This window comes from Tessaracoccus terricola, from assembly GCF_054776555.1.
On the sequence record NZ_BAAHBS010000005.1, the window covers coordinates 82,117 to 106,726 of the forward strand.

18 protein-coding genes are annotated in these 24,610 nt (G+C 70.6%); 7 read left to right on the forward strand and 11 right to left on the reverse strand.

The window, feature by feature from the left end:
* Window positions 1-16: 16 nt before the first annotated feature.
* From ACYU7G_RS10235 to ACYU7G_RS10245, 3 genes are read left to right on the forward strand one after another with little or no spacing between them, the layout of a single operon-like run.
* On the forward strand, window positions 17-1,417 hold the full coding sequence (locus ACYU7G_RS10235; protein ID WP_461107446.1) for a rhamnulokinase: 1,401 nt from the start codon (window positions 17-19) through the stop codon (window positions 1,415-1,417).
* The gene (locus ACYU7G_RS10240) at window positions 1,414-2,442 is read left to right on the forward strand and encodes a LacI family DNA-binding transcriptional regulator (RefSeq protein WP_461107448.1); all 1,029 of its coding nucleotides are present in this window, start codon (window positions 1,414-1,416) and stop codon (window positions 2,440-2,442) included. Before ACYU7G_RS10235 ends, ACYU7G_RS10240 begins: the two co-directional genes overlap by 4 nt.
* The gene (locus ACYU7G_RS10245; protein WP_461107450.1) at window positions 2,439-2,870 is read left to right on the forward strand and encodes an RbsD/FucU family protein; all 432 of its coding nucleotides are present in this window, start codon (window positions 2,439-2,441) and stop codon (window positions 2,868-2,870) included. The genes ACYU7G_RS10240 and ACYU7G_RS10245 overlap by 4 nt, the downstream gene beginning before the upstream one ends.
* Window positions 2,871-3,124: 254 nt before the next feature.
* Here ACYU7G_RS10245 and ACYU7G_RS10250 read toward each other — a convergent pair whose 3' ends face one another.
* Window positions 3,125-3,784 carry a 4a-hydroxytetrahydrobiopterin dehydratase gene (locus ACYU7G_RS10250; protein ID WP_461107452.1) on the reverse strand — a complete coding sequence of 220 codons (660 nt, stop codon included), beginning with the start codon at window positions 3,782-3,784 and terminating at the stop codon, window positions 3,125-3,127.
* 197 nt (window positions 3,785-3,981) lie between these two features.
* Here ACYU7G_RS10250 and ACYU7G_RS10255 point away from each other — a divergent pair, with 197 nt between their 5' ends.
* Window positions 3,982-9,483, forward strand: coding sequence for an ATP-binding protein (locus tag ACYU7G_RS10255; RefSeq protein ID WP_461107454.1), 5,502 nt, complete (start codon window positions 3,982-3,984; stop codon window positions 9,481-9,483).
* On the opposite strand, the gene ACYU7G_RS10260 is transcribed toward ACYU7G_RS10255, so the two are convergent.
* The 5 genes from ACYU7G_RS10260 to ACYU7G_RS10280 form a co-directional block, all read right to left on the reverse strand.
* Window positions 9,476-10,183 carry a hypothetical protein gene (locus tag ACYU7G_RS10260; protein ID WP_461107456.1) on the reverse strand — a complete coding sequence of 236 codons (708 nt, stop codon included), beginning with the start codon at window positions 10,181-10,183 and terminating at the stop codon, window positions 9,476-9,478. The genes ACYU7G_RS10255 and ACYU7G_RS10260 overlap by 8 nt on opposite strands.
* A gap of 3 nt (window positions 10,184-10,186) precedes the next feature.
* Window positions 10,187-10,540, reverse strand: a complete 354-nt coding sequence (locus tag ACYU7G_RS10265) for a PadR family transcriptional regulator (RefSeq protein ID WP_461107458.1) — start codon at window positions 10,538-10,540, stop codon at window positions 10,187-10,189.
* A gap of 157 nt (window positions 10,541-10,697) precedes the next feature.
* Window positions 10,698-11,402, reverse strand: coding sequence for a HEAT repeat domain-containing protein (locus ACYU7G_RS10270; RefSeq protein ID WP_461107460.1), 705 nt, complete (start codon window positions 11,400-11,402; stop codon window positions 10,698-10,700).
* Window positions 11,403-11,585: 183 nt separating this feature from the next.
* On the reverse strand, window positions 11,586-12,332 hold the full coding sequence (locus tag ACYU7G_RS10275; RefSeq protein ID WP_461109565.1) for an SDR family NAD(P)-dependent oxidoreductase: 747 nt from the start codon (window positions 12,330-12,332) through the stop codon (window positions 11,586-11,588).
* A complete protein-coding gene (locus ACYU7G_RS10280) occupies window positions 12,332-13,189 on the reverse strand; it encodes a fumarylacetoacetate hydrolase family protein (RefSeq protein ID WP_461107461.1) in 858 nt (285 codons plus the stop codon). Before ACYU7G_RS10280 ends, ACYU7G_RS10275 begins: the two co-directional genes overlap by 1 nt.
* A 145-nt stretch (window positions 13,190-13,334) precedes the next feature.
* On the opposite strand from ACYU7G_RS10280, the gene ACYU7G_RS10285 reads away from it, so the two are divergent.
* The 3 genes from ACYU7G_RS10285 to ACYU7G_RS10295 are packed head-to-tail and all read left to right on the forward strand — an operon-like array spanning window position 13,335 to window position 19,030.
* Entirely contained in the window at window positions 13,335-17,711 is a 4,377-nt protein-coding gene (locus ACYU7G_RS10285) for an Ig-like domain-containing protein (protein WP_461107463.1), read from the forward strand.
* Between the two features lies 1 nt (window position 17,712).
* Complete coding sequence (locus tag ACYU7G_RS10290; protein WP_461107465.1) at window positions 17,713-18,354, forward strand: SGNH/GDSL hydrolase family protein; 642 nt, start codon at window positions 17,713-17,715, stop codon at window positions 18,352-18,354.
* 13 nt (window positions 18,355-18,367) lie between these two features.
* The gene (locus ACYU7G_RS10295; protein ID WP_461107467.1) at window positions 18,368-19,030 is read left to right on the forward strand and encodes a GntR family transcriptional regulator; all 663 of its coding nucleotides are present in this window, start codon (window positions 18,368-18,370) and stop codon (window positions 19,028-19,030) included.
* A 115-nt stretch (window positions 19,031-19,145) separates the two neighbouring features.
* On the opposite strand, the gene ACYU7G_RS10300 is transcribed toward ACYU7G_RS10295, so the two are convergent.
* From ACYU7G_RS10300 to ACYU7G_RS10320, 5 genes are read right to left on the reverse strand one after another with little or no spacing between them, the layout of a single operon-like run.
* Window positions 19,146-19,961, reverse strand: a complete 816-nt coding sequence (locus ACYU7G_RS10300; RefSeq protein ID WP_461107469.1) for an amidohydrolase family protein — start codon at window positions 19,959-19,961, stop codon at window positions 19,146-19,148.
* On the reverse strand, window positions 19,958-20,920 hold the full coding sequence (locus ACYU7G_RS10305) for an aldo/keto reductase (RefSeq protein WP_461107471.1): 963 nt from the start codon (window positions 20,918-20,920) through the stop codon (window positions 19,958-19,960). The genes ACYU7G_RS10300 and ACYU7G_RS10305 overlap by 4 nt, the downstream gene beginning before the upstream one ends.
* Window positions 20,890-21,729, reverse strand: coding sequence for an RraA family protein (locus tag ACYU7G_RS10310; RefSeq protein WP_461107473.1), 840 nt, complete (start codon window positions 21,727-21,729; stop codon window positions 20,890-20,892). The genes ACYU7G_RS10305 and ACYU7G_RS10310 overlap by 31 nt, the downstream gene beginning before the upstream one ends.
* Complete coding sequence (locus tag ACYU7G_RS10315; protein WP_461107475.1) at window positions 21,726-23,672, reverse strand: hypothetical protein; 1,947 nt, start codon at window positions 23,670-23,672, stop codon at window positions 21,726-21,728. The genes ACYU7G_RS10310 and ACYU7G_RS10315 overlap by 4 nt, the downstream gene beginning before the upstream one ends.
* Window positions 23,673-23,675: 3 nt before the next feature.
* Window positions 23,676-24,599 carry a carbohydrate ABC transporter permease gene (locus ACYU7G_RS10320; protein WP_461107477.1) on the reverse strand — a complete coding sequence of 308 codons (924 nt, stop codon included), beginning with the start codon at window positions 24,597-24,599 and terminating at the stop codon, window positions 23,676-23,678.
* Between the last annotated feature and the right edge of the window lie 11 nt (window positions 24,600-24,610).

Sequence of the window (24,610 nt, forward strand, 5' to 3'; positions counted from 1 at the left end):
CAGGAGTCCCCAGAACATGTCCACCACCGCACTCGCCGTCGACCTCGGCTCGTCGTCCGGCCGCGTGATAGCCGGCACGCTCGCCGACGGTGTGGTCACCGAGGTGGAGATCCACCGGTTCGCGCACCGCGCGGAGATGACCGACGGCCACCTGTGCTGGGACCTGGACCTGATCTGGAACCAGGTGGTGCTGGGGCTCAGGGAGGCGGTCCGCCGGTTCCCGGACGCGGCCAGCGTCTCGGTGGACACCTGGGGCGTCGACGTCGTCCCGCTCGACGCCGAGGGCCGCCGCCTCACCCCGGGCCGCGCCTACCGCGACGAGCGCACGGTCCGCACCTTGGACGCATTCCGGGAGCGGCTCTCCGACGAGCGGGCGTGGGCCCTCACCGGCATCGCACCCGCCACCATCAACTCGGCCAACCAACTCTTCGCGTTCCTCACCGAGGAACCCGAGGTGGCGGCAGCGACGGACCAGGTGCTGTTCCTGCCCGACTACTTCACCTTCCTGCTCTCCGGGCAGCGCCGCTGGTCCCGCTCGCACGCCTCCACCTCCGGACTGTGCGCGCCCGGCGCCGACGACTGGGCCACCGACGTGTTCGACACCCTCGGCATCCCGCGCACCTGGATGGGGGAGCTGACGGCCGAGCACGACGTCGTCGGCCCCTGCACCGTCGAGGGACTGGAGCAACTCACCGTCGTGCGCGCCGGCGCCCACGATTCGGCCTGCGCCGTCCACGCCCTGCAGCGCGCCGAGGAGGGCGAGACGTTCTTCCTGTCCTGCGGCTCCTGGTCCGTGCTCGGGGTGCTGCGCGACGAGCCGCTGCTCTCCGACGAGGCCCGCGCGCTGGGCCTCACCAACGAGGCCCGCGGCGACGCCGGCGTGCGGCCTCTGTTCAACATCACCGGCCTGTGGATCCTGCAGGAGTGCCAGCGCGACTGGGAGGCCGCGGGCCGGCCCAGTGACATCGTCGAACTGGTCGCCTCCGCGGAGCAGGCCGAGTCCCTGGGCCTGCTGATCGACCCGGACGAGCCCGGCTACGCCGAGCCGGGCGGGATGGTGGCCCGGGTCACGGCGGACCTCGTCGCCCAGGGCGGGCCGACGGAGATCAGCCAGGGGCAGCTGGTGCGCACGCTGCTGGAGTCGTTCGCCGCCCGCTACGCCCGCGGGGTGGCAGACCTGGCGGCGCTCACCGGCAGCCCGGCCAGCCAACTCAACCTCGTCGGGGGAGGCTCGCGCAACGAGCTGCTGTGCCGCCTCACGGCCGAGGCTCTCGGTGTTCCCGTGGTGGCCGGCCCGGCGGAGGCCTCCACGCTCGGCTCGCTGCTGGCGCAGTTCGAGGTGATGGGCCAGTTGGCGCCCTCGCAGCGAGGTAGCGTCATCGGCGCCACGGCCGCCACGAGGAAGTACCTGCCATGACCACGCAATCGCACCCGAAGCGGGCCAGCCTGGCCGACGTCGCGAAGCTCGCCGGCGTCTCCAGCCAGACGGTCTCCCGCGTGGTGCGCGGCGCGGGCGTGGTGGCCGACGACACCCGGCAGCGGGTGCTCGCGGCCGTCCAGCAGCTGGCCTACCAGCCCAATCTGGCGGCGCGCTCCCTGTCCCGGAGCCGCACCGGCGTGGTGCACGTCATCAACGCCACGCCCCTGTACCACGGCCACGCCCGCACGTTCCTGGAGATCGTCGGCGCCCTCGGGGAGCTGGGGTTTCAGACCTCGTCGTCGCTGGTGCCCTTCGACGAGGAGATCAATCTCAGCAGGCTGATCCCGATCGGCGTCGACGGCGTGGTCATCCTCGGCGGCCACAGCCGCTCCAGCCAGTGGGCCGAGGCCGCCCACGCGCACGTGCCCGTGATCTTCGTGGGGCAGCGCTACGGTCTGCCCGAGTCCGTGTCCACCGTCGCCGTGGACCAGCGCCACGGCGCGTGGCTGGCCACCCGCCACCTGATCGAGAGCGGCCGCAGCAACCTGCTGCACCTGTGCGGACCGGCGGACTGGCTGGATGCCCGCGAGCGGCGCGACGGCTTCCTGATGGCGTGCGCGGACGCCGAGATCGGGTACGAGAAGCTCTCCAGCCCGACGTGGGACGCCGAAGACGGACACGTCCTGGCCGCCGACGTCCCGGACCACATCGACGGCATCTTCGCCAGCAACGACCAGCTGGCGCTCGGCGTCATGCGCCGCCTGCACGAGCAGGGCCGCCGCATCCCCGACGACGTGGCGGTGGTGGGCTTCGACGACGCCGACGGCTCGTACTGCTTCTGGCCGCCGCTGACCACGGTGCGGCAGCCGTTCAGCGAGGTGGGCCACGCCGCCGTCGCCCAACTGAAGAACCTGATGGACGGCGGCGCACCGGACCACACCCTCATCAACCCCTCGCTGGTGGTGCGCTCCAGCACCCCCGCACCGCCGAAGACCCGTAGGGCATCGAAAGGAACGAAATGATCAACGGACCGATGATCCACCCCCCGCTGCTGCGCGCCCTCGCCGGCGCGGGGCACGGGGCGAAGATCCTGATCGCCGACTCCAACTACCCGCACGAGACCCTCGCCAACCCGCGCTCCACCGTGGTGTTCCTGAACCTCGCGCCCGGCCTCATCAACGCCACCGACGTCCTCGACGTCGTCAAGGCGACGGTGCCGATCGAGGCCGCCGAGGTCATGGTCCCCGCACCCGAGACCGGCATCACCGAGGTGCCCATCCTCGACGAGTTCCGCACCGCCCTCGACGGTGTGCCGTTCACCGAGCACGGCCGCTGGGAGTTCTACGACTCCGCCAAGGCGGACAACGTCGCCGTCGTCATCGCCACCGGCGAGGCCCGCATCTACGCCAACGTGCTGCTCACCATCGGGGTCCGCAACCCCGGCGAGTGAGCCGCACCCCGCCGGTTGAGCCGGGCCGGCGAGCTCTGCGAGCAGCCCGTGTCGAAACCATGGTGAGATTCCCTGCTGAACCTCACCATGGTCTCGACACGGTCCGGCTCGTTCCTCGCGCGGACCTGCTCAACCGGCGGTGGGAGGTGCGGGGACGCAGTCGCCGCCTCGAAGGGCCTGGTGAGGGTTACTGGGTGGCCACGGCATGATCCTTCGAGGCTCGCTGCCGCTCGCACCTCAGGACGACTGATTCGTCAGCGGCCGGCGACGGTGCAGACGCAGGCGCGGTTGCCGTCGGCGTCGGCCAGGACGGTGAAGGACGGCGCCTCGGAGTCGTCGACGATCTTCCCGCCGGCGGCCACCGCCGCGGCGATCCGGGCGTCGGCCTGCGCCGGCGGCACCCAAACGTCGAGGTGGAAGCGCTGGTGGGGCACGTCGTGCTCGTCGCTGTCCTGGAACCACAGCAGCGGCACCTGCCCGCTGGGGTCCACGACGTCGGGGCCGTCGACGTTTCCGGCGTCACCCGTCAGCAGCGCCGCCCAGAACGGGGCGATCCGCTCCTTGTCGCTGGTGTCCAGCGCGAGTTCCACCACCTGCGGCACGGCCGGGTCCGCGCTGATGCCGAGCTCGGCGGCGAGGTCGCTGATGCGGCGCGCCATGCGCAGGTCGCGGTCCGTCACGGCGCCGACGTCGTGGCTGATGAACCGGACGTCCAGGTAGCCGTAGCTGAGGCCCATGTCCGGGTGGTGGTTCGCCTCCTCGGCGGCCGCCCCGACCCGGTTCACCAGTTCGAGCCCGGACACGAAGTCCCCGCTCAGGTAGCGCGTGCGGATGCCCTCCGGCAGCACCTGCCAGTCGGCCAGGGCCGCGTCGGCGAGCGCGTCGAGTAGTTGCTGTCCGCTGTAACCGGTCATTCCTGCACACTACGCCGGGCCGGTGCCCGGATTGTGGGGAGTGCACAAACTTCTTCCGCCACCCTTGGACACCGGCCGGTTGATTCGGGGCGGTCCTCGGCGTGTTCGTCGTGGCGACTCGCCACAGGGCCCGGATCGGTGGAAGATTCATCGTTAGCCCTCGCGGCTGCAGTTTCGTCTGTCCACAGGAGGTCCACGTGTTCCAGCGCATCGCCATCGTCAACCGGGGCGAGGCCGCCATGCGGCTCATCCACGCCGTCCGTGACCTGAATGCGGAGCACCGGGACGCCGATCCAATCACCACCATCGCGCTCTACACCGACGCCGAGCGCTCGGCGATGTTCGCCCGCGAGGCCGACGAGGCCTACCCGCTTGGTCCCGCCTCCGAGCGCCCGTACCTGAACCACGAACTGCTCGCCCGCGTCCTCACCGAGGCCCGCGCCGACGCCGTCTGGGTGGGCTGGGGCTTCGTCGCCGAGGACGCCGCCTTCGCGGACCTCGTCGAGGGCCTGGGCATCAAGTTCATTGGCCCCTCCGGCGACGCCATGCGCAAGCTGGGCGACAAGATCGGCTCCAAGCTGATCGCCGAGGAGGTTGGGGTGCCGGTGGCGCCGTGGTCGCGCGGGGGAGTGGACACCCTCGACGACGCCCTCGCCGCCGCGGACCGTGTTGGCTACCCGCTGATGCTGAAGGCCACCGCCGGTGGTGGCGGCCGCGGCATCCGCAAGGTCACCTCCGCGGAGGAACTCACCGAGGCCTACCAGCGCACCCGCGACGAGGCCGAGCGCGCGTTCGGCTCCGGCGTCGTGTTCCTGGAGAAGCTCGTCACCGGCGCCCGCCACGTCGAGGTGCAGCTGATCGCCGACTCCCACGGCAACGCCTGGGCCCTGGGCGTGCGGGACTGCACCGTGCAGCGTCGCAACCAGAAGGTGATCGAGGAGTCCGCCTCCCCGCTGCTCACCCGCGAGCAGACCGACGAGGTCAAGGCATCGGCGGAGCGGCTGGCGCTGGCCGTCGGCTACGAGGGCGCCGGCACCGTCGAGTTCCTCTACCACCCGGGCGAGCAGCTGTTCGCGTTCCTCGAGGTCAACACCCGCCTGCAGGTGGAGCACCCCATCACCGAGGTCACCAACGACTTCGACCTGGTCAAGGCCCAGATCGCCGTCGCCGCCGGCAAGTCCCTCGAGGAGCGTCCCGTCGAGTTCGGCCACGCCGTCGAGGCCCGCCTCAACGCGGAGGACCCGGACCGTGACTTCGCGCCCGCGCCGGGCCTGATCGCACGCCTCGACCTCCCCACCGGCCCCGGCGTCCGCGTCGACACCGGCGTGGCCGAGGGCGACGTCATCCCCGCGGACTTCGACTCCATGATCGCCAAGGTCATCGCCTTCGGCCGCACGCGCCGTGAGGCGCTCGGCCGGCTGCGCCGCGCCATGGCGGACACCACCGTCGTCATCGAGGGCGGCGCCACCAACAAGAGCTTCATCCTCGAACTCCTGGACCGGCCCGAGGTCACCGGCGAGGGCGACGACGTGGCCTGGGCGGACACCGGCTGGATCGACCGCGCCCGCGCCGACGGCGGCCTGGTGGCCGACGAGCACGCCGGCGTCGCGCTGGTGGTGGCCGCCATCGAGGCCTACGACGAGACCACGGCGCGCGAGACCGAGCGGCTGCTCGACACCGCCCACGGCGGCCGCCCGCAGACGCAGCACAAGTCCGGGGTGTCGGTGGACCTGAAGCTGCGCGGCGTCGCGCACAAGGTCACCGCCTACGCCACCGGCCAGGACCGCTACCGCGTGGTGGTCGACGGCGTCACCGCCCTCGCGGAGGTGCAGCGGCTCGACGACGTCCACGGCCGCATCACCGTCAACGGCGCCCGCCACCACATCGTCACCGCCACCCACGGCCCCATCCACCTCGTCGAGGTGGACGAGGTGGCCCACCGCATCTCCCGCGACGAGGGCGGCATCCTGCGCTCGCCCGCGCCCGCACTGGTGGTGGCCACGCCCGTCGCCGTCGGCGACGAGGTGGAGGCCGGGGCACCGGTGATCGTGCTCGAGTCCATGAAGATGGAGACGGTCATCCCCGCCCCGTTCGCCGGCCGCGTCCGCGAACTGCTGGCGGTCACAGGCTCCCAGGTGGAGACCCTCGCGCCGCTGGTCCGGCTGGAGGCCGTCGGCAACGGCGGCGACGCCGGCCCGGTCTCCGACGCCGCCCCCGTGGAGCTGCCCGCGCTGCCCGCCGACGACACGGACCCCCTCGCCCGCATGGACCGGCTCCGCTCCGAGCTCTCGGCCACCCTGATGGGCTTCGACGTCGACCCCTCGGCCGCCGCCGTGAACCGCTACCTCGCGGCCCGCGACGACGCCCGCGCCGCCGGGCACGACGTCCTGGCCGGCGAGATCGAGCTGATGGAGCTGTTCGCGGACCTGGCCGAACTCAGCCGCAACCGCCCCTTCGGCGAGGACAGCCGCAGCGAGCTGCGCATCCACTCCGACAGGGAGCACTTCCACCGCTACCTGACCACCCTCGACGCCGAACGCGCCGGCCTCACCGAGAACTTCGAGGCCCGCCTGATGCGGGTGCTGCGCCACTACGGCGTCGACTCCCTGGACCGCACCCCGCAGCTCGAACAGGCCGTGTTCCGGATCTTCCTCGCGCAGAAGCGGGTGGCCACCGACGTCCAGATCGTGCTGGCCATCCTGGACCGCTGGATGTCCGAGCCCACCTGCGCCGAGGCCCTCGCCGGCCCCGCCCGGGCCCAGCTGGAGCGGCTCGTGCGCACCACGCAGCTGCGCTACCCGGCGGTCGGTGACCAGGCCCGCTCCGTGCGGTTCCGCTGGTTCGACCAGCCGCAGGTGGACACGGAGCGCACCTCCGTCGTCGCCGGCGTCGCCGACGAGGTGGACGCGCTGGCCGCAGATCCGGAGGCACCGGACTACGAAGAGCGGATCCGCGCCCTCGCGAACATCCCGGAGTGGACCGCGAACTTCCTGGCATCCCGTCTGGGCCGCGGGGTCCCCGCCGTCGAGCCGATGCTGGAGGTGCTGCTCCACAAGTACTACGCCGAGTACGGGCTTGAGAACATCGAGCGCTCCGTCGACGGCGGCCGCGCCGTCGTGACCGCCGACTACGTCCTCACCGGGCCCGAGCGCCCCACCCGGTTCATCTCCACCGTCGGCACCTCCGAGGAACTGGCCGCCGGCGGCGCCCTGCACCGCATCGTCGAGCGCGAGGTGGCAAAGCGCAGTGACTCCCAGGAGGCGGTGGCCGAGCTCTACGTCGCGTTCCCCGACGACGCCGACAACGACGAGGTGGGAGCGTCGCTGGCGGGCATCCTCGACTCGTGGCAGCTGCAGGGCAGCGTACGGCGCATCGCCGTGGCCATCTGCAAGGCCGACGGCAGCCTCGACTACCGGATCTTCCGCTTCCAGACCGGCAGTGCCGTCGAGGACGAGCGCATCCGTGGGTTGCACCCCATGTCCACGCGCCGCCTGGACCTGTGGCGGCTCGAGAACTTCGACATCACCCGCCTGCCCGCGCCCGCCGAGGTGCTGCTGTTCGAGGCCGTGGCGCGCACCAACCCCGAGGACCGCCGCCTGGTGGCGATGGCGCAGGTGCGGCAATTGGCCGCCGTCCACGACGCCGAGGGCCGCCTCGTCGGCCTCCCGCACGCCGAACGCGCCGTCGAGCGCTGCCTCGAGGCCATCCGCCGCACCCGCGCCGCCCGCGGCACCGCCGGCAGCAAGCTGGACATGAACCACGTCTGGATCCACGTCTGGCCGGAGGTGCGCCTCAATCTCGAGGACATCGTGCCGCTGAAGGACAAGATCACGCCGCTGTCCGACGGCGCGGGCATCGAGGAGGTCCTGTGCCAGGGCCGCTTCGCCCAGGCCGGCGGCACCCCCCGCGCGCTGGCCGTGCGCTTCCACGCCAAGGCCGGGGCCGTCACCGCCACCGTCTCCGGGCGGCCGGCCGAGCCGCTGCAGCCGCTGGACGACTACGCCACCAAGGTGCTGCGGACGCGTCGTCGCGGGCTGGTCTACCCGTACGACTTCACCGAGGCCCTCGCCGGCCCCGGCGGCACGCTGGTGGAGCTGGACCTGGACGACGACGGCCGCCTCGTCGACGTCGACCGTGCACCCGGCCGAAACCGGGCCGGCATCATCTGCGCCCGCGTCACCACCATCACCGACCTCCACCCCGAGGGCATCACCCGCATCGCCCTGTCCGGTGACCCCACCAAGGGGCTCGGTGCGGTGGCGGAGCCGGAGTGCGCCCGCATCATCGCCGCCCTGGACCTGGCCGAGGAGATGGGCGTCCCCGTCGAGTGGTTCACCGTCTCCTCCGGCGCCCGGATCGCCATGGACTCCGGCGTGGAGAACATGGACTGGGTGGGTGCGGCGCTGCGTCGTATCGTCGAGTTCACGCAGGCCGGCGGCGAGATCAACGTCGTGGTGGCGGGCATCAACGTCGGCGCGCAGCCGTACTGGAACGCCGAGGCCACGATGCTGATGCACACCAAGGGCATCCTCGTCATGACCCCGGACTCCGCCATGGTGCTGACCGGCAAGCAGTCGCTGGACTTCTCCGGCGGCGTCTCCGCCGAGGACAACCACGGCATCGGCGGCTACGACCGCGTCATGGGCCCCAACGGCCAGGCGCAGTACTGGGCGCCCAACCTCAGCGCCGCCCTCGGCGTGCTGATGGGCCACTACGCGAAGACCTACGTCGCCGCCGGCGAGGACGGGCCCCGCAAGGCCCCCACCTCGGATCCGGTGGACCGCGACGTGTCCAGCTTCCCGCACGAGGCGGCCGGCACCGAGTTCAAGACGGTTGGGGAGATCTTCTCCGCCCAGCACAACCCGGACCGCAAGAAGCCGTTCGACATCCGCACCGTGATCGCCTCCGTCGTGGACCAGGACCACGAGCTGACCGAGCGCTGGGCCGGAATGGCCGAGGCGGAGACCGCCGTCGTCATGGACGGCCGGATCGGCGGACACTCCGTGTCGGTGATCGGCGTCGAGTCCAAGCCCGTGCCGCGTCGGGGCTTCCCGCCCGCCGACGGGCCCGAGACCTTCACCGCCGGCACGCTGTTCCCGCGCTCCAGCAAGAAGGTGGCCCGCGGCATCAACGCCGCCTCCGGCAACCGCCCCGTCGTGGTCCTGGCCAACCTGTCCGGCTTCGACGGCTCACCCGAGAGCATGCGGAACCTGCAGCTCGAGTACGGCGCAGAGATCGGCCGGGCCGTGGTGAACTTCCAGGGCCCGATCGTGTTCGTCGTCATCTCCCGCTACCACGGCGGCGCGTTCGTGGTGTTCTCCAAGCGGCTCAACGAGAACATGACGGTGCTTGCCATCGAGGGCTCCTACGCCTCCGTGCTCGGTGGCGCCCCGGCGGCCGCGGTGGTGTTCGCGGGCGACGTGCGCCGTCGCACCGAGAACGACCCCCGCGTCGTCGAGCTGGACTCCCGCCTGCGGGGCGCCTCGCCCGAGGACCGCGGCGAGATCCAGCTCGCGCTCGCCGACCTGAAGCAGACCGTGCGTGCGGAGAAGATCTCCGAGGTGGCCGCCGAGTTCGACGGCGTCCACAGCATCCACCGCGCGGTCGAGGTCGGAGCGGTGGACCGGGTGATCCAGCCGTCGGAGTTGCGTCCCGCGATCGTCGAGACCATCGAGGCGTTCCGCCCCGGGCTCAGCTGAGGGCCCGGAATCCGGCGTCGACCAGCAGCACCAGTGCCGTCAGGATCGGGAACAGCAGCGCAGTGACCCACTGGGTGCGGCCACGTGGGGCCTTGCCCGAACGGGGGTCCTGCACCGGGTCGGGCCGTGACACGTACCGCCAGGTCCAGGCGACGCTCCCGGCCAGGAGCACCACACCCAGGGCAAGCACCGCCAGCGGGGTGATCCCCGCGACGACCTGGCGCAGCAGCAAAAGGGCCGGGACCAGTGCGGCAAGCAGGAGGACGCCGACCAGCCACACGAGCGAGAACTTGGCGCGGGCCAGCCACGGCAGCACCTTGCGTGGCAAGGCGAGCACGGTGGCGGCCAGACCCAGCGTGATGCCGAGTGCGGCGACGTCGCCGATCGTCACCGAGACGTCGGTGCCGGCGGACAGGGCAGTCACGGCGCGTGGCACAGTGAGCAGGCCGAGCAGCCCGGCGAAGATCCCCGCGGCGAAGGACATCTGCAGACCTTCTGCTGGTTCGGGCGCGAGCGAAAGGGCGTAGGCCTCCGGGTCGCCGAAGGACTCGGCGGCGGTCTCGCCGGCCTCGGCGCAGTGGGCATCGACGGTGGCGAGCGCGTCGCCGATACGCTCGCCCGGCACGTCGGCCATCCGCATCGCGAGGACGAAGTCATCGCGCCACTGCTGGTCGATGTTGGGGGTGGTGCTCTCGGCCATGGTTCAGGCCCTTCCTTGGTTGGGGGTGTCTTCGGTCAGTGATCTCGTGACGGCTGTGAACCGTGCCCACCTGCCTGCCTGGGCGGCGGCCTCGGCGCGGCCGGCGTCGGTGATCGAGTAGTACTTGCGCCCGGGGCCGCCCTCGCCGGGACGCCACTCGACGTCGACCCATCCCGAGTCCTCGAAGCGGCCCAGCAGTGGGTAGAGCGTCCCGCCCTTCACCGTGCCGAGCCCTCCCGCGGCCAGCCTGGCGGCGATCTCGTAGCCGTACGTGGGTCCGTCCGCGAGGATCCTCAGGATGCAGACCCCGAGCACGCCGCGCAGCCATTCACTGGGCCACGGCAAGTCAGTTTCCATACCTAGATCGTATGCCTGACTAGTCTGCGCGTCAACCTACTCGGCTGGTTGCGGGCGATCTGCTTCCCCGGGTGCACACCGCTCCCCAACATGGAAGACGCCCCGGATGAATCCGGAGCGTCTTCCAGCAAGAGGAGCGAGCTCCTGGTGGGACCCCTCAGTGCTCCGGGGCCGCGAGGTGGCTGGCGAACTCGACGTCGATCGCCTCCGACTGCGTCAGGGAGAACGGCGTGCCGGGGTTCCGGTACAGCGCCAGTGTCGCCTCGGCGTGGGCCTGGACCTTGGGGTCCGAAGTGCGTGCCACGACGGACTCGAGCATCGACTCGATCACGCAGGCGCCGGTGGCGTCGTCCCAGGCGGCGGCCCTGTCGGTGAGCACGACGACGGCCCGCGCCAGCGAGCGCATCGCGTCGTGGTCCGAGCGGCCCAGCTCCTTCAGCAGCTCCGTGGCGAGCCAGCGCACCTCCTCGTCCGGGACGACGGCCGCGGCGACCCGCCAGGCGGGCACGGCAACGACGTCGTCGGGATCGTGGATGTGGTCGAGCGTGATCCACTCCCAGATCTCGGGGTCACCGATCTTGGACAGCGTGTGCAGCGCCTGGCCGCGTGCCTGGGCGTAGCTGGAGCCGAGGTCGACGCGCAGCTGTGGCACGACGTCGGCGCGCGGCTGGTGGATCAGTGCCCACGTCAGCATGTCGCGGACGTAGAAGTCCGGCTCGACGCCACAACGCTCCAGCAGCAGCTCGATGAACTCCACCTGCGGGTGGGTGCCTGCCGCCAGCGCGGCCCTCAGGCGCACGGCGGTGTTCGGGTGTGCGAGCCCCCGGCCGAGCTTCTCGACGCGGTCAGTGGTTGTGGTCATGGCCATCTCCTTCCTACCGCACCAATTAGAGACCCTCACGCAACGTGAGGGTCAAACGAGTTCGTCGCCAGCAGAACCCCTCGCCGCCGGCTTCTCGGAGTGACGCCAGCGCGTTTGTGACGCGGAAGGCGGGGCAGTCGACCCCTTGCGCGTTACATAGGCGCAGGCGTCACGGCGTCCGGCTCACCCCTGGCGCGGTCGGAGCGCGATCATGCCGCCGTCCACCTCGATGTAGCTGCCGGTGGTGGAACTTGCGGCGGGGGACACCAGATAGGCGACGGCGGCAGCCACCTCGGCGGGGGAGACCAGCCGCTTGTGGGGCTGGCGGGCCTCGAGGGCGGCGCGTTCGGCGGCCGGGTCCGCTGCGGCGGCCAGCAGGCGGGAGACCCAGGGCGTGTCCGCGGTGCCGGGGTTCACGGCGTTGACGCGGACGCCGTCGCGCAGATGATCAGCTGCCATCGCCCGGGTCAGGGACAGGACCGCGCCCTTGGAGGCGGAGTACAGCGCGCGCTGCTCCAGCCCCGCGGTGGCCGCGATGGAGGACACGTTGCACACCGCCGCCGACGGCGAACGCCGCAGCCAGGGCAGTGCCGCCGCGGTGACGCGGGCGATGCCGGTGACGTTCACCGAGAGCACCCGCGCCCACTCGTCGTCGTCATTGGCCGTGACGTCTCCGGTGGCGCCGATACCGGCGTTGTTGACCACCACGTCGAGCCTCCCGAACCGTTCCGCCACCGCTGCGACGGCGGACGTGACACCGGCGCGGTCGGTCACATCGGCCTCGAAGGCGGGGTGCGGGCAGCCGTCGACGGAGCGGTCCAGGACGGCGACGGTGGCGCCGTCGGTGTGCAGGCGCTGCGCGATGGCGGCGCCCAGCCCGGAGGCGCCGCCGGTGACGACGGCCACCAGCGACTCCATTGGGCCGCCCATCACGCACGCTCCCAGGCGCGCAGTTCCTGACGCTGGCGGCCGAGACCGTCGATCTCCAGTTCCACGACGTCGCCGGCACTCAGGTACGGGAACCGGCCGGACAGGGCCACGCCCTCAGGGGTGCCGGTCAGCAGCAGGTCTCCCGGCTCCAGGGTCAGGTACTGCGAGAGGTGCCAGATGATGTGCTCGACGCTGAAGACCATGTCCGCGGTGGCGGAGTCCTGTCTGGGGGAGCCGTTCACCCAGCTGCGGAGGCGGAGGTTGCCGTGGTCCACCTCGTCGGGGGTGACCAGCCACGGCCCGGTGGGGGTGAACCCGGGCGCGCACTTGCCCTTGGACCACTGCCCGCCGGAGTGGTCGATCTGGAAGGTGCGCTCGGACAGGTCATTGACCAGGACGAACCCGGCCACGTGGTCGAGGGCCTGCGACGGCGAGTCCAGGTAGGCGGCCCGGGTGCCGATGACCACGCCCAGTTCCACCTCCCAGTCGGAGCGGGTGCTGCCGCGGGGGATGGTCACCGGATCATTCGGGCCGCCCACAGTGTTGGGGGTCTTGAGGAACATGATGGGGATCCGGGGCGGTTCTGAACCGGATTCCGCGGCGTGGGCGGCGTAGTTCATGCCGATGCAGATCACCGCACCCGGGCGGGCGATGGGCGTCCCGATGCGCAGGGAATGGGCGTCGGCCAGCTCAGGCAGCTGGCCGGCGTCGCGCGCGGCGGTGATCCGGCCGCGGAAGTCGTCGGTCAGGAGGGCGCCGTCGATGTCTGCGGTGAGGGGCCTCAGGTCAAGCGTCCGGCTGCCGTCCAGCAGGACGGGGATCTCAGCTCCGGCGGGTCCAAGTCTGGCGAGTCTCATGTTGCTCCACTTCGTCGAGGGCATTGCTAGCGATTATCGATTAGTGTAGCGTCGACGTCGTCCACCGGGTCAATCCCAGCGGAATCACCAACTCATCGAGTGCCACACCGATGTTGGCGCTCCGACGAAGATCGGAACTATCGCAATGAAGCGAATCCTCTCATTACTGGCAATCTCAGGGTTGCTGGCCGCAGGCGGCGCCGCTGTCGCACATGCGGATCCAGCTGCCCCCACACAGGCAGGCCTGGTCCTGCACGTCGCCCCCGGAGGCAGTGACTCTGCCCCGGGAACCCAGGAAGAACCGCTGCTCACCCTCGAGGGTGCGCGTGACGCCATCCGGGAGATCCGGGCCTCCGAGGGCCTGCCCGACGGCGGGATCACCGTTGACCTCCACGAGGGCACCTACCCGCGCACCAGCTCCTTCGAGCTGGGCGAGCAGGACTCCGGCACCGCCGACGCCCCCATCACCTATCGCTCCCACCCGGGGGAGACCGCCCACATCTCGGGCGGCGTCCAGCTGGCCCGCGACGAGTTCCAGCAGGTCACCGACGCCGCGGTCCTGGACCGCATCATCGAGGAGTCCGCCCGGGGCAAGGTGCTGGGAATTGATCTGGCGGCCGCCGGCGTCACAGACCTCGGCGAGGTCAGCCGCCACGGCTACTGGAAGGCCAACGACGTCAGCACCACCCCGCCGATGGAGCTCTACGTGGGCGGCCAGGGCATGACGCTGGCCCGCTGGCCCAACACCGGCACCGTCCGCATGGGCGAGATCCTGGATGCTGGCCCCACCGTCAAGGATCCGGACCTGCAGGAGCGCGGCGGCACCTTCAAGTACAACTACGACAGGCCCCAGTACTGGACCGAGGCCGACGACGTCTGGCTGGACGGCATCTTCGGGTACAGCTGGGAGTGGTCCTACAACAAGATCGCCAACATTGACACCGAGGCCCGCACCATCACCCTCGCCTACGGCGAGATGTCCGGCCTGATGACCACCTGGTTCGAGGACTTCCACTTCGCCGAGAACCTCCTCGAGGAACTGGACGCACCGGGGGAGTACTTCATCGACCGCGGCACCGGCATGCTCTACTTCATCCCCAACACCGCCTTCGCACTGGGGGAGGAGGACATCACCGCCACCGTCCTGGATGAGCCGATGGTGCGCCTCACCGAGGCCTCCCACGTGAACTTCGACGACCTCGTCCTGGAGTACGGCCGCGCCACCGCCGCCGTCGTCCTGGGCGGCAGCAACGTCACGTTCTCCAACAGCGACATCCAGAACTTCGCTGACGGCGGTGTGCTCATCAACTCGCCCGGCCGCTACACCTACGACGGCATCCCCGTGAACCGCGGCGGCCACGACCACGCCGTCGTCAACTCCCACCTGCGCCACATCGGCGGTGTCCCCGTGGTGCTGCAGGGCGGCAACGAGGAGACCCTCGAGCCCGGCAACAACCGGGTGGAGAACTCCCACATCCACGATTTCGCGTACTACCACAAGGCCTACAACCCGGGCGTGATGTTCGCCGGCGTCGGCAACATCGGCCGCCACAACGAGATCCACGACGCCCCGCACCCCGGCATCATCGTGCACGGCAATGACCACCTCATCGAGGGCAACGAGATCTACGACATCTGCAAGACGTTCCAGGACCTCGGTGCCATCTACATGAACGCCGGCAACACCCCGCAGCAGCGGGGCACCGTGATCCGCGGCAACTACTTCCACGACACGGGAGTGGGCCGCCTCGGCGTCGAGGGCATCTACCCGGACAACCTCACCATGGGCCTGACCATCGAGAACAACCTGTTCGTCCGCATGGGTAACGCCGCCATCAAGAGCGGCTCCGGTGACCGCATCACCACCACCAACAACGTCTTCGTGGACACGCACGTGCCCTACGACAACTACGAGATGTGGATGGGCGACGGGCCGGGCAACACCGTGGACACGAAGTACCTGCCCGGCTGGCTGGAACTGTTCGAGGAGAACAACGGCTTCGTGGACACCCCCTACGCCGAGCGGTACCCGGAACTGCTGGGCTTCCTCGACGAGAACCACTACTACCCGGAGCTCAACTTCTTCGAGCGCAACCTGGTGTGGAACCCCACCATGAACCGCTCCGGCGACGTCAACGGCCAGGGTGCCCGCGACGTGCATGACCTGATGAACTACACCGACAACTGGGTGGCTGACCAGGACCCGGGATTCGTGGACTGGCAGAACGACGACTTCACCCTCCGCGACGACGCCCCCGCGTTCGAACACATCCCCGGCCTGGAGGCGCTCGATTTCGCCAACATGGGCACCGTCGGGAAGGTGGGGCAGTCCAACAGCCCGGACAGCATCGCCCTCGTCGGGCTGAAGTTCCCGTCCTCGACCCTCACCATCGACATGGGCAAGCGGGCCGCGTTCGCGGCCGAGGTCCTGCCCTGGAACGCCACCCTCCAGGCCGTCACGTACGCCAGCAGTGACCCCGCCGTCGCCACCATCGACGCCGACGGCACGGTGGAGGCGCTCACCCCGGGTGAGACCACTCTGAGGGTCACCTCGACGGCGGACCCCACCATCACCGACGAGGCCGTGCTGGTGGTTGCCGACGGCGACGGCATCATGTACTTCACCGATTTCGAACAGGGCGGCAACGGCTGGGGCACGGACCCGTACCGCAGCATCGTCGCCGACGACGACGGAAACCACTGGTACCGGATCCGGGGCGGCGCCAACTCGCAGCTGGACCGGCAGTTCGGTGAGTACGAGCTGGAGTTCGACGTCCGCACCACCGACGACATCCCCGAGGGCGCCGTCATGCTCATCTACGACCGCAGCGGCGGCACCCCCGCCGGTCACATCGAGTACCGCGCCTCCGCGGCGGGTTCGAGGTGGACCATCTACGACGGCGTCTGGGGCACCGTGAACCGGGCCGACGCCACCGCCGCCACGCAGCTGCAGCCGGGCACCACCCACCACATCCGCATGGTGGTCTCGGGCTCCAGCATCAGCGTCTTCATCGACGACGAACTGGCCGTCGACGGCGCCAACCCCATGCCGGCCAAGACCGGCAAGGTGGGCTTCTACGTGAACAACTTCACCCACCTGGACTTCGACAACGTCAGCTTCGGGATCCTGAGCGTCCCCGTCGAGGGCATCGAGCTGAACGCCTCCGAGGCGCAGCTGGAGCCGGGCGAGCGCAGGCAGTTCGAGGCCCGGATCACCCCGGCCGACGCCACCCACCACAAGGTCACCTGGACCTCCGACAACCCGGACGTGGCCACTGTGGACGCCTCGGGAATGGTGCAGGCCGTGGCGCCGGGCATCGCCGTGGTGACCGTCACTTCGGCGGCGTTCCCGGAGCTCAGCGCCAGCGCCACGGTGGCGGTGGCAGAGGTGGAGCACCCCGTCATCGAACTGGGCGCCCAGCTCACTGAGGCCGCCGGCTGGCCGCAGGACCCCGCCGTCGACTTCGACGAGGGCCACGTGCGCATCTCCCAGGAGGGCGTGCGCGGCTACTCCGCCGAGCAGTTCGGCAGCGGTCTGCTGAAGTTCAAGGCCGATTTCGGTGCTTTCGACGGCGGCTGGTACGGCTTCTCCGTGCGCTCCGACGCCGCCAGCAAACCCACCTGGGAGGGCGGCAACAAGGGCTACCTGGTGGTCATCAAGGAGGACCAGATCGAGTTCCAGAGCTGGAAGCCCGGACAGACCATGATGGACATCATCCCCAACACCGTAATCGCGCCCGGATCCGAGCACGAGATCGAGTTCGGGGCGGTGGCCGTCGACGGCGGCAACCGGCTGGTGCTGCGCGTGGACGGCGTCACCGTCTGGAGTGGAATGGACGCCGACTCCGAGCGCAACGTCGCAGCGGAGGGCTACTTCAACGTCTACCACTATGGCCGGACCAACTCCATCTCGCTGAGCCCCGTTCAGGAGGACGACGGCGCCGTCGCGCCCCCGTCGAGGGCGACGCTCTCCAACACCAGCGGTTGGGCCCACGGCCTCCATGACGGCAATTACGATGTGGTGATGAACCTGTGGTGGGGTGTGCCCGGCAGTTCGCTGCGGCTGTACGAGAACGGTGTGCTCCTGGAAACCGTGCCGCTGACCGTGGACGGCTCCGGGCAGCAGCAGGCGAGGGTGGCGGTGGCCGGCAGGCCCAACGGCACGTACGTCTACACCGGTGAACTGGTGAACTCGAAGGGTGTCACCGCCACCAGCAGCACCACCGTGAAGGTGCAGCACGCCGCCCCCGCGGCCCCCGTCGTCAGCCACGACAACTGGGACCGGGACGGCTCCTTCACCGCCACCGCGAACCTGTGGTGGGGCACCAACGCCACCAGCTACCGGTTCGAGCTGGACGGCGTGGCCGTGGCGGACGGGCAGCTCACCGCCGCCAGCCCCGCCGCGCAGCGCGCCAGCGTGCAGCTCGACGGCGTGGCGCCCGGTCAGCACCAGCTCGTCGCGGTGTTCGTGAACGAGTTCGGCGAGACGGCCTCCAAGCCGGTGACCGTGACGGTGGCCTGACATGACCCAACCCCAGGGAACCAGGATGGTCTTCTTCGGTGACTCCATCACCGATTCTGGACGGGACCGGGATGATCCCGGTTCTCTGGGGGACGGGTACGTCCAACAGGTGGCCGCTGAACTGGCGGACCGCGGTGACCCGGCCCGGGTCACCAACGTGGGCATCTCCGGCAACCGGGCAGTGGACCTGGCAGCACGCTGGGACGCCGACGTCGAACCGCTGCTGCCCGACGTGCTCACCATCTTCGTGGGCGTCAACGACACCTGGCGCCGCTTCGACCAGGGGCTCCTGACCCCGGCCGACGCGTTCGCCCAGACCTGCCGGGGCCTGGTGGCGCGGGCCCGGGCCGTGGGTGTGGGGCGCCTGGTGATCATGGAGCCCTACCTGCTGCCCGTCACCGACGAGCAGTTCGGATGGCTGGATGACCTGGCCGGCAAGCGGGCAGCGCTGCGTGAGATCGCCGCCGAGGCGGGTGCGCAGTTCATCGGCCTGCACGGCATCCTCACCGCGGCAGCGGAAACAGCGGGCGCGGCAGCGCTGGCCCCGGACGGGGTCCATCCCAGCCGGGCCGCCGTCGATCTGATCGCCCGCAGCTGGCTCCGGTGCCACGACCAGCCAGGCCTGACGATTCTCGATTATTGATAGGCTTTCACCCATGAATGACTCACTGAGCACGGTCCCCGGGCTGCAGCACGGGCTGCTGTCAGACCAGATCTACGTGATGATCAAGGCGATGATCAAGGACGCCACCCTGTCACCGGGTGAGCAGCTCGTGGAGTCCAAACTGGCCAGACAGCTCGAGGTGAGCCAGGCCCCGGTGCGCGACGCGTTGAAGCGGCTCGCTCACGAGGGCCTGGTCACCCACAAACGGCACCAGGGCAACACCGTCGCCACCTACACGCAGGAGGAGGCGGAGCAGGCCAAGGTGGTGCGGGCCGAACTGGAGGCCCTCGCGGGCAAGCTGATCTGCGGGCATCTCGCGCCCGAGGCGCGGGAGCACCTGGCGGGCATCGTCGACGAGATGCACGCCGCGGCTGCCGCCGTGGATCTGGTGGCGTTCCGGGAACTTGACTTCGTGTTCCACCGCCGCGTCATCGAGGAGAGCGGCAACGACTACCTGCCCCGGATGTGGGACCTGCTGGAACCTAGCCTGCGTTCCCTGCACGTGCTGGGTGATCCGCTCTTCGACGGCGACTGGCACCAGGTGGCCGACTGGCACCTCCGGCTCCTCGAGGTGCTGGAGGGCGATGACGCAGCCGCGGCCGCAGACCTGTTCCGTTCGCACGCCGCCGGCACCCTGCTGCCGCCCGAGAACTGAGGGGCTACTTGGCCGGGCGTGACAGGGGGATCCGACACGCCTCGAGCCTGGCTCTCCAGAGCCAAAACCTCGGCGTGTCAGATCCTCTGGTAACACGGGCCCGAGTAGCCGCCGCTCAGATCCGGTAGATCCGCCTCGCGGTGCCGCCCCAGAACTGGGCCGCGGCCCAGCTGGTCAGGGGTGGCAGTGCTGCGGCGGTCCGCGCCAGCACGTCCTCGTAGGTCAGGCTCCTGACCGACATCGGCCAGTCGCTGCCGAACAGCAACCGGCCCGGGCCGAAGGCCTCGAAAGCCGCTCCCACAAGGGACGTCAGTTCTTCGGCGGCCCGGGTTTCGGGCGCCAGCCCGGAAACCTTGGCGGCCACTCCCGGCGCCTGCGACAGCTCTGCCAGCCCCGCCCGCCACGTGGCATCGGCGGGTCGGTTGCCCAGCCCCAGGTGACACACGACGACGCGGAGCCCGGGGTGCGCTGCTGAGAGCTCGGCCACGGCGGGAAGCTGCTCGGGACGCACCAACAGTTCCATGACCAGCCCGGCGCGGGTGAGGCCCTCGGCCAGCGCGGTCAGACCCGGGACGTCGGAGAGGTCCGTCGCGCCCGACGGCGTGGCCACCCTCACCCCGACGACGGGACCGGCGCCGGTGAGCAGTTCCTGGCTGGCGCCGCCCCAGAGCCCGGGGCGCGGTTCGTACTGCAGCACCAGCCCGCGGAGCAGCGCATGGCCGCGCACGTGGTGGGCCAGCCACAGGGCCTCCTCGACGGTGTCGGCGGCCTGGACAGCGAGGGCGCCCGTCACCGGCGTGGGCCGGGCGGCGTCCTCCAACGCCTCCACCACGGCGCGTTCCGGGAGGCCCAGCTCCGGGCGGAACCAGGACAGCCGCACCTGCGCCATGTCCCACAGGTGGGTGTGGGCGTCGATCACCTCGGGCGTCACGCAGGCACCGTGGCCGCGTGGACCGCCTCCAGTGAGGGCCACAGCTCATCGGGGAGCTCAACCATGAGACCCTCGACGAAGTCCCGCACCTCGCCCGGGGTGCGTGCCCCCACCACCACGGCCTCCACGCCGTCGCTCAGGAGGGGGAACCGGGTGGCGGCGTGCCGCAGCTCGACGCCGAACTCCCGGCAGACCCGCTCCATGGCGAGGGCTTCGGAGACCAGCCGGGGCTCGGCCGGGTAGTAGTCGAACAGGGGGCTGCCCTGCGGGTCTGCGAGGATGCCGGAGTTGAACACTCCCGCCGCGAGGATCCCGATCCCGCGCTCCCGGGCCAGGGGGAGGAGTTCGTCGGCGGCGGAGCGGTCAATGAGGGTGAGCCGCCCGGCCTCCATGATCACGTCGGGACCGGCCTCGCGCACATACCGGATCAGGGGAGCGGTGCGGACCATGCCGATGCTGATGGCGCGCACCACCCCCTGCTCGCGGAGTTCCGTCAGCCCCACCATCGCGCCCTGGAGCGCGGCGTCGACGTCCATGGCGTCGTGCAGGTGCAGCAGGTCCAGCCGGTCTGTGCCCAGCCGCAGCAGGCTCCCTTCCACGCTGCGCCACACCCCGTCGCGGCTCAGGTCCGCGACGGTGTCGGCGCCCACGGCCCCGGCGGGCGCTGGCCTCCCGTCAGCGTCGACGACGGCGCGGCCCACCTTGGAGGCGATCACCACCTCGTCGCGCGGGAAGCCCTGCAGCCCCAGCCCCAGCCGGCGCTCGCTGGCGCCCGCGCCGTAATGGGGCGCGGTGTCGAAGAACCGGATGCCCAGCCGCAGCGCCTCGCGGACGGTGGCGACGGCGTCCTCGTCGGCCACCGGGGTGTACAGGTTCCCGATGGGGGCGCAGCCCAGCCCGGCGACGGTGTTGTCCCCGGGGCCCGGGGTCAGCGGGCGGAGGCTCGGGCGGAGAGCCACGCTTGGTACTCCTCACGGGTGTCTGGTGTGAGTGGATAGTAGTCGCTCAACCGGGCCCCCTCGTCCAGCCGGAACCGGCTGAACTCCTCCCACGCCTCGTGGTCGCGGGCGGAGGTGGAGACGGCGTCGGCCATGTGCTGGGGGATGATGACGGGGCCGTCGTCGTCGGCCACCACCAGGTCACCGGGCATGCACAGGGCGCCGCCGACGGCCACCGGGACGTCGTAGGCCCAGGGGAACAGTTCGCTCTGGGAGGCGTAGTGCGGCGTGTAGCCGGTGGACCACACAGGCAGCCCCATGCTGATGATCCGGCCGGAGTCCCGGATGCGGCCGTCGACGACGATGCCGACGCCGCCCTTGCTGGCCAGGTAGCGGGCCAGGATGTCCCCGACGCAGCCGGAGAAGCGACTGCCGTAGGCCTGGACCACCAGCACGTCGCCGGGCTGGATGGTCTCCAGCACCGCCCAGAGCGCGCTGTGCCGTTCCGCGTACTCCTGGCCCTTGCCGGATGCGAGGTCCTCGCGCTGGGGCATGAACTGCAGGGTCACGGCGGAGCCGACGATGCGCTGCCCCGGCTGCAGCGGGCGGGGGCCCTCGACGAAGCTGCGGCGGATGCCCAGTTCGTGGAGTTTGGCGCAGGCGGTGGCGGCGGTGACGCCGGACATGCGTGCGAGGGTGCCCGCGTCAGCCCGCCTGAACTCGCCTCCCCTGACGGGCAGCTCGAACTGTGCGGCGGCAGGGCCGGCGACGGCGTTGGACATGGTGATTGCTCCTTGCTCGGGGTGGTTGGTGCTGCCGTTCCTGGTCATGGCCGGTTCCCCTTGCTGGCCGGCTGACCTTCGGTGTTGCGGGTGTGGTGTCTGGGGCGTTGGGTGGCGGGCACCAGGTGCAGCACCAGCTGGGTGCTGTGCGCGGGGGCCAGTTCCACCTCGAGTTCTCCGGCGTGCAGCGGCGAGGTGCGCGACGCTTCGGCGCCGGGGCCCGACGCGTAGGCGGTGGACGCACCGGGGTACTGCTCCCCGGTCCGGCCGCGGGACGTGACCTCGGAGATCTCCCACTCCCCGAACCGGCCCGCCCTGAGACGGACCCTCCGGGTTTCGGTGATGGAGGTGTTCACCAGTTCCAGGGCCACCGCGTTGGGCTCCAGCCCGGTCACCAGAGCGGCGACGTCGGGCGGCAGGCCGGGGCGGTGGGCGTCGGGGTCCTCGTAGCTGACCGCGGCGAACGGCAGGCCGCCGTTGTAGAGGATCTGCGGGGTGCCGGAGATCAGCTGTCCGAGCACCTCTGTGACCACCGGGTTCACGCGCTGCCAGAAGTGGAGGTGCACGTTGTCCGGGTCCTGGGCGTCGGCCGCCATCAGCGCCACCCTGCGGGCCACCTGCCCCAGCGCCATGGACAGGGCCTGGGTGGGGTAGTCGGGGAGGTCGCCGTGCAGGAACGCCAGCCAGGGGGCCTCGTGGCCTGCCTCTGCCTTGTCTCGGAACGGCATGACCTCGTGGGGGAGTTGGGGGAGGCCGTCGAGGACGCGCTGCACGCGCTGCCAGTCGGCGTCGCTGCGGGTCCACCACCACAACCAGACGGCCAGTTCCACGGGGACAGGCCCGTGGTCGAACCAGCCGTGCTTCCCGAAGCGGTGCGGCACCAGGGTCATCGGGGTGGCGGCGGCCTCGCCGAGCCTGCCCAGCGCCCCGGCGCGGAGGCTGAACGGGGTCTCGGTGACGGTGGCGGTGATGGCCTCGTCGAGCACCTTGTCCAGCATGGTGCGGGTGGCGTCGAGGTGGCTGTGGTCTCCGCTGAGGAACGCGGCGTTGATGCCCGCCACCAGGGCGCCCATTCCCACCGACGGCAACCCGTGCGGCCAGCTCCAGCCGTAGTGGCCGCCGAACCAGCGGCCGTCGTGCAGCGAGCCCACCTTCCCGTCGGGCCCGACGTTGTCCGGCAGCAGCCCGCCGTTGTCCCGGGCGCGCTGCCACCAGCCCTCGGCGTAGCGCAGCACCCAGGCGGCGGAGTCCTCGTCGCCGTCGTAGAGCCACCGGTTCACGGCGAGGCTGGTGGCGGCCAGGTTCACGGGCACGTCGCCGACGGCGCGGGCCTGCATCTGCTGGCCCATCAGGTCCGCGTTGGCGGGATCTGCCAGATCATCCCAGGACTCGATCCCGGGCAGGTATTCCAGCGGCAGCCCGTAGGGCCGCATCTCTGTCTGGGTGGGAAGGTAAGCCTGCCACTGCGGGCTCAGGCCGACGAGCGGCCCCTGCGCCCCGTTGTGCGGGGCCCGGATGATGTTGAGCTCGCCGTCGTAGTTGCCGGCAGCGGGGTCCGTGTAGAGCTGCGCGAACCTGTGGGCCCGTTCGGCGAAGGCCTCGTCGTCCGGGTCCGCCGCGCACAGGGCGTAGAAGAACAGCAGCGATTCCCCCTGGTGGAACCAGTCATAACCGTTCTCGTACTCGCCCGTGAGCATCCCGGCCTCGGTGAGCTGGGCGGTCACGCCCTCCCAGTGCAGCTTGGCCGCGTCGAGGACGTCGGCGCTGCCACCCAGGGCGTAGAACGTGGGCCAGTTGAAGAACGGTTCGTAGAAATCGTCCACGCCGTCGCGGTCATCCAGGCTGCCGCTGAACCGCAGCCGGCCGTCGGGCTGGGTGTAGCGCTCGGAGAACAGGCGCTGGGCCCGGTTGATCTCGTCGATGAGGCGTCGCTGGAGCACAGCCCAGGCGGGGATCTCCCGGAGGGCGCTCGTCAGCACTGTCGGGGGCACTTGTCAGCCTTTCGTGGCACCGGCGACCAGGCCGCCGATTATGTGTCGTTGCATGAGGATGAAGAAGATGACGGCGGGGGCCACGGCCAGCAGCAGCGTCGGGAAGACGGTGGTGTAGCTGGTGGAGTACTGCCCGACGGCGGCGTAGACGCCGGTGGTCACGGTGTAGATGCCGGAGCTGGGCCCGAGGATGATCTGCGGGCTGACGAAGTCATTCCAGACGCTGATGGAGTTCAGCACCACGATGGTGGCCACCACCGGCCGCATGATGGGGAAGATGCAGGACCAGAACGCCCGGATCCTGCCCGCGCCGTCCAGGGCGGCGGCCTCGTCGATGTCCCGCGGCACCGTGCGCAGGTACGCGGTGAACAGGAAGATGGTCACCGGCAGTGTGGCCGCGGTCTCGAACAGGATGAACCCGGGAATGGTGTTGATCAGGTTCAGCAGGCGCAGCACGAACACCACCGGGATCAGGGTGACCTGACCGGGGATGAACAGTCCGGAGACGAACGTGAGCAGCAGCAGGAGGTGCCATTTGGAGCGGCCGCGGGCGATGACGTGGGCCACCGGTGCAGCCAGCACGATGCCGAAGAAGTTCACCAGCAGCACGAACAGGAGGGTGATCCCGTAGGCGCTGATCACGTTGAACTTCTCGCTTGTGACGGCAGCCATCAGGTACTCCAGGGTGAACGTCTCCGGAGACACCGAAAGCGGGCTCCGGATGATCTCCTCCTGGGGCTTGAAGGCGTTGACCACCATGATGTAGAAGGGCACCAGCATCACGAGAGAGCCCAGCCCCAGCAGCAGCCACTTGGCCGTGAGGCCCGTCAGTGCCAGCGGGCTCCGGGGCGGACGGGGGCGACGGCGCTGCCGCGGCTTCGCCGTCGGATCAGCAGGGGCGACGGCGCCCTCAGCCTGTGCGGTCACGGCCGGGTGCC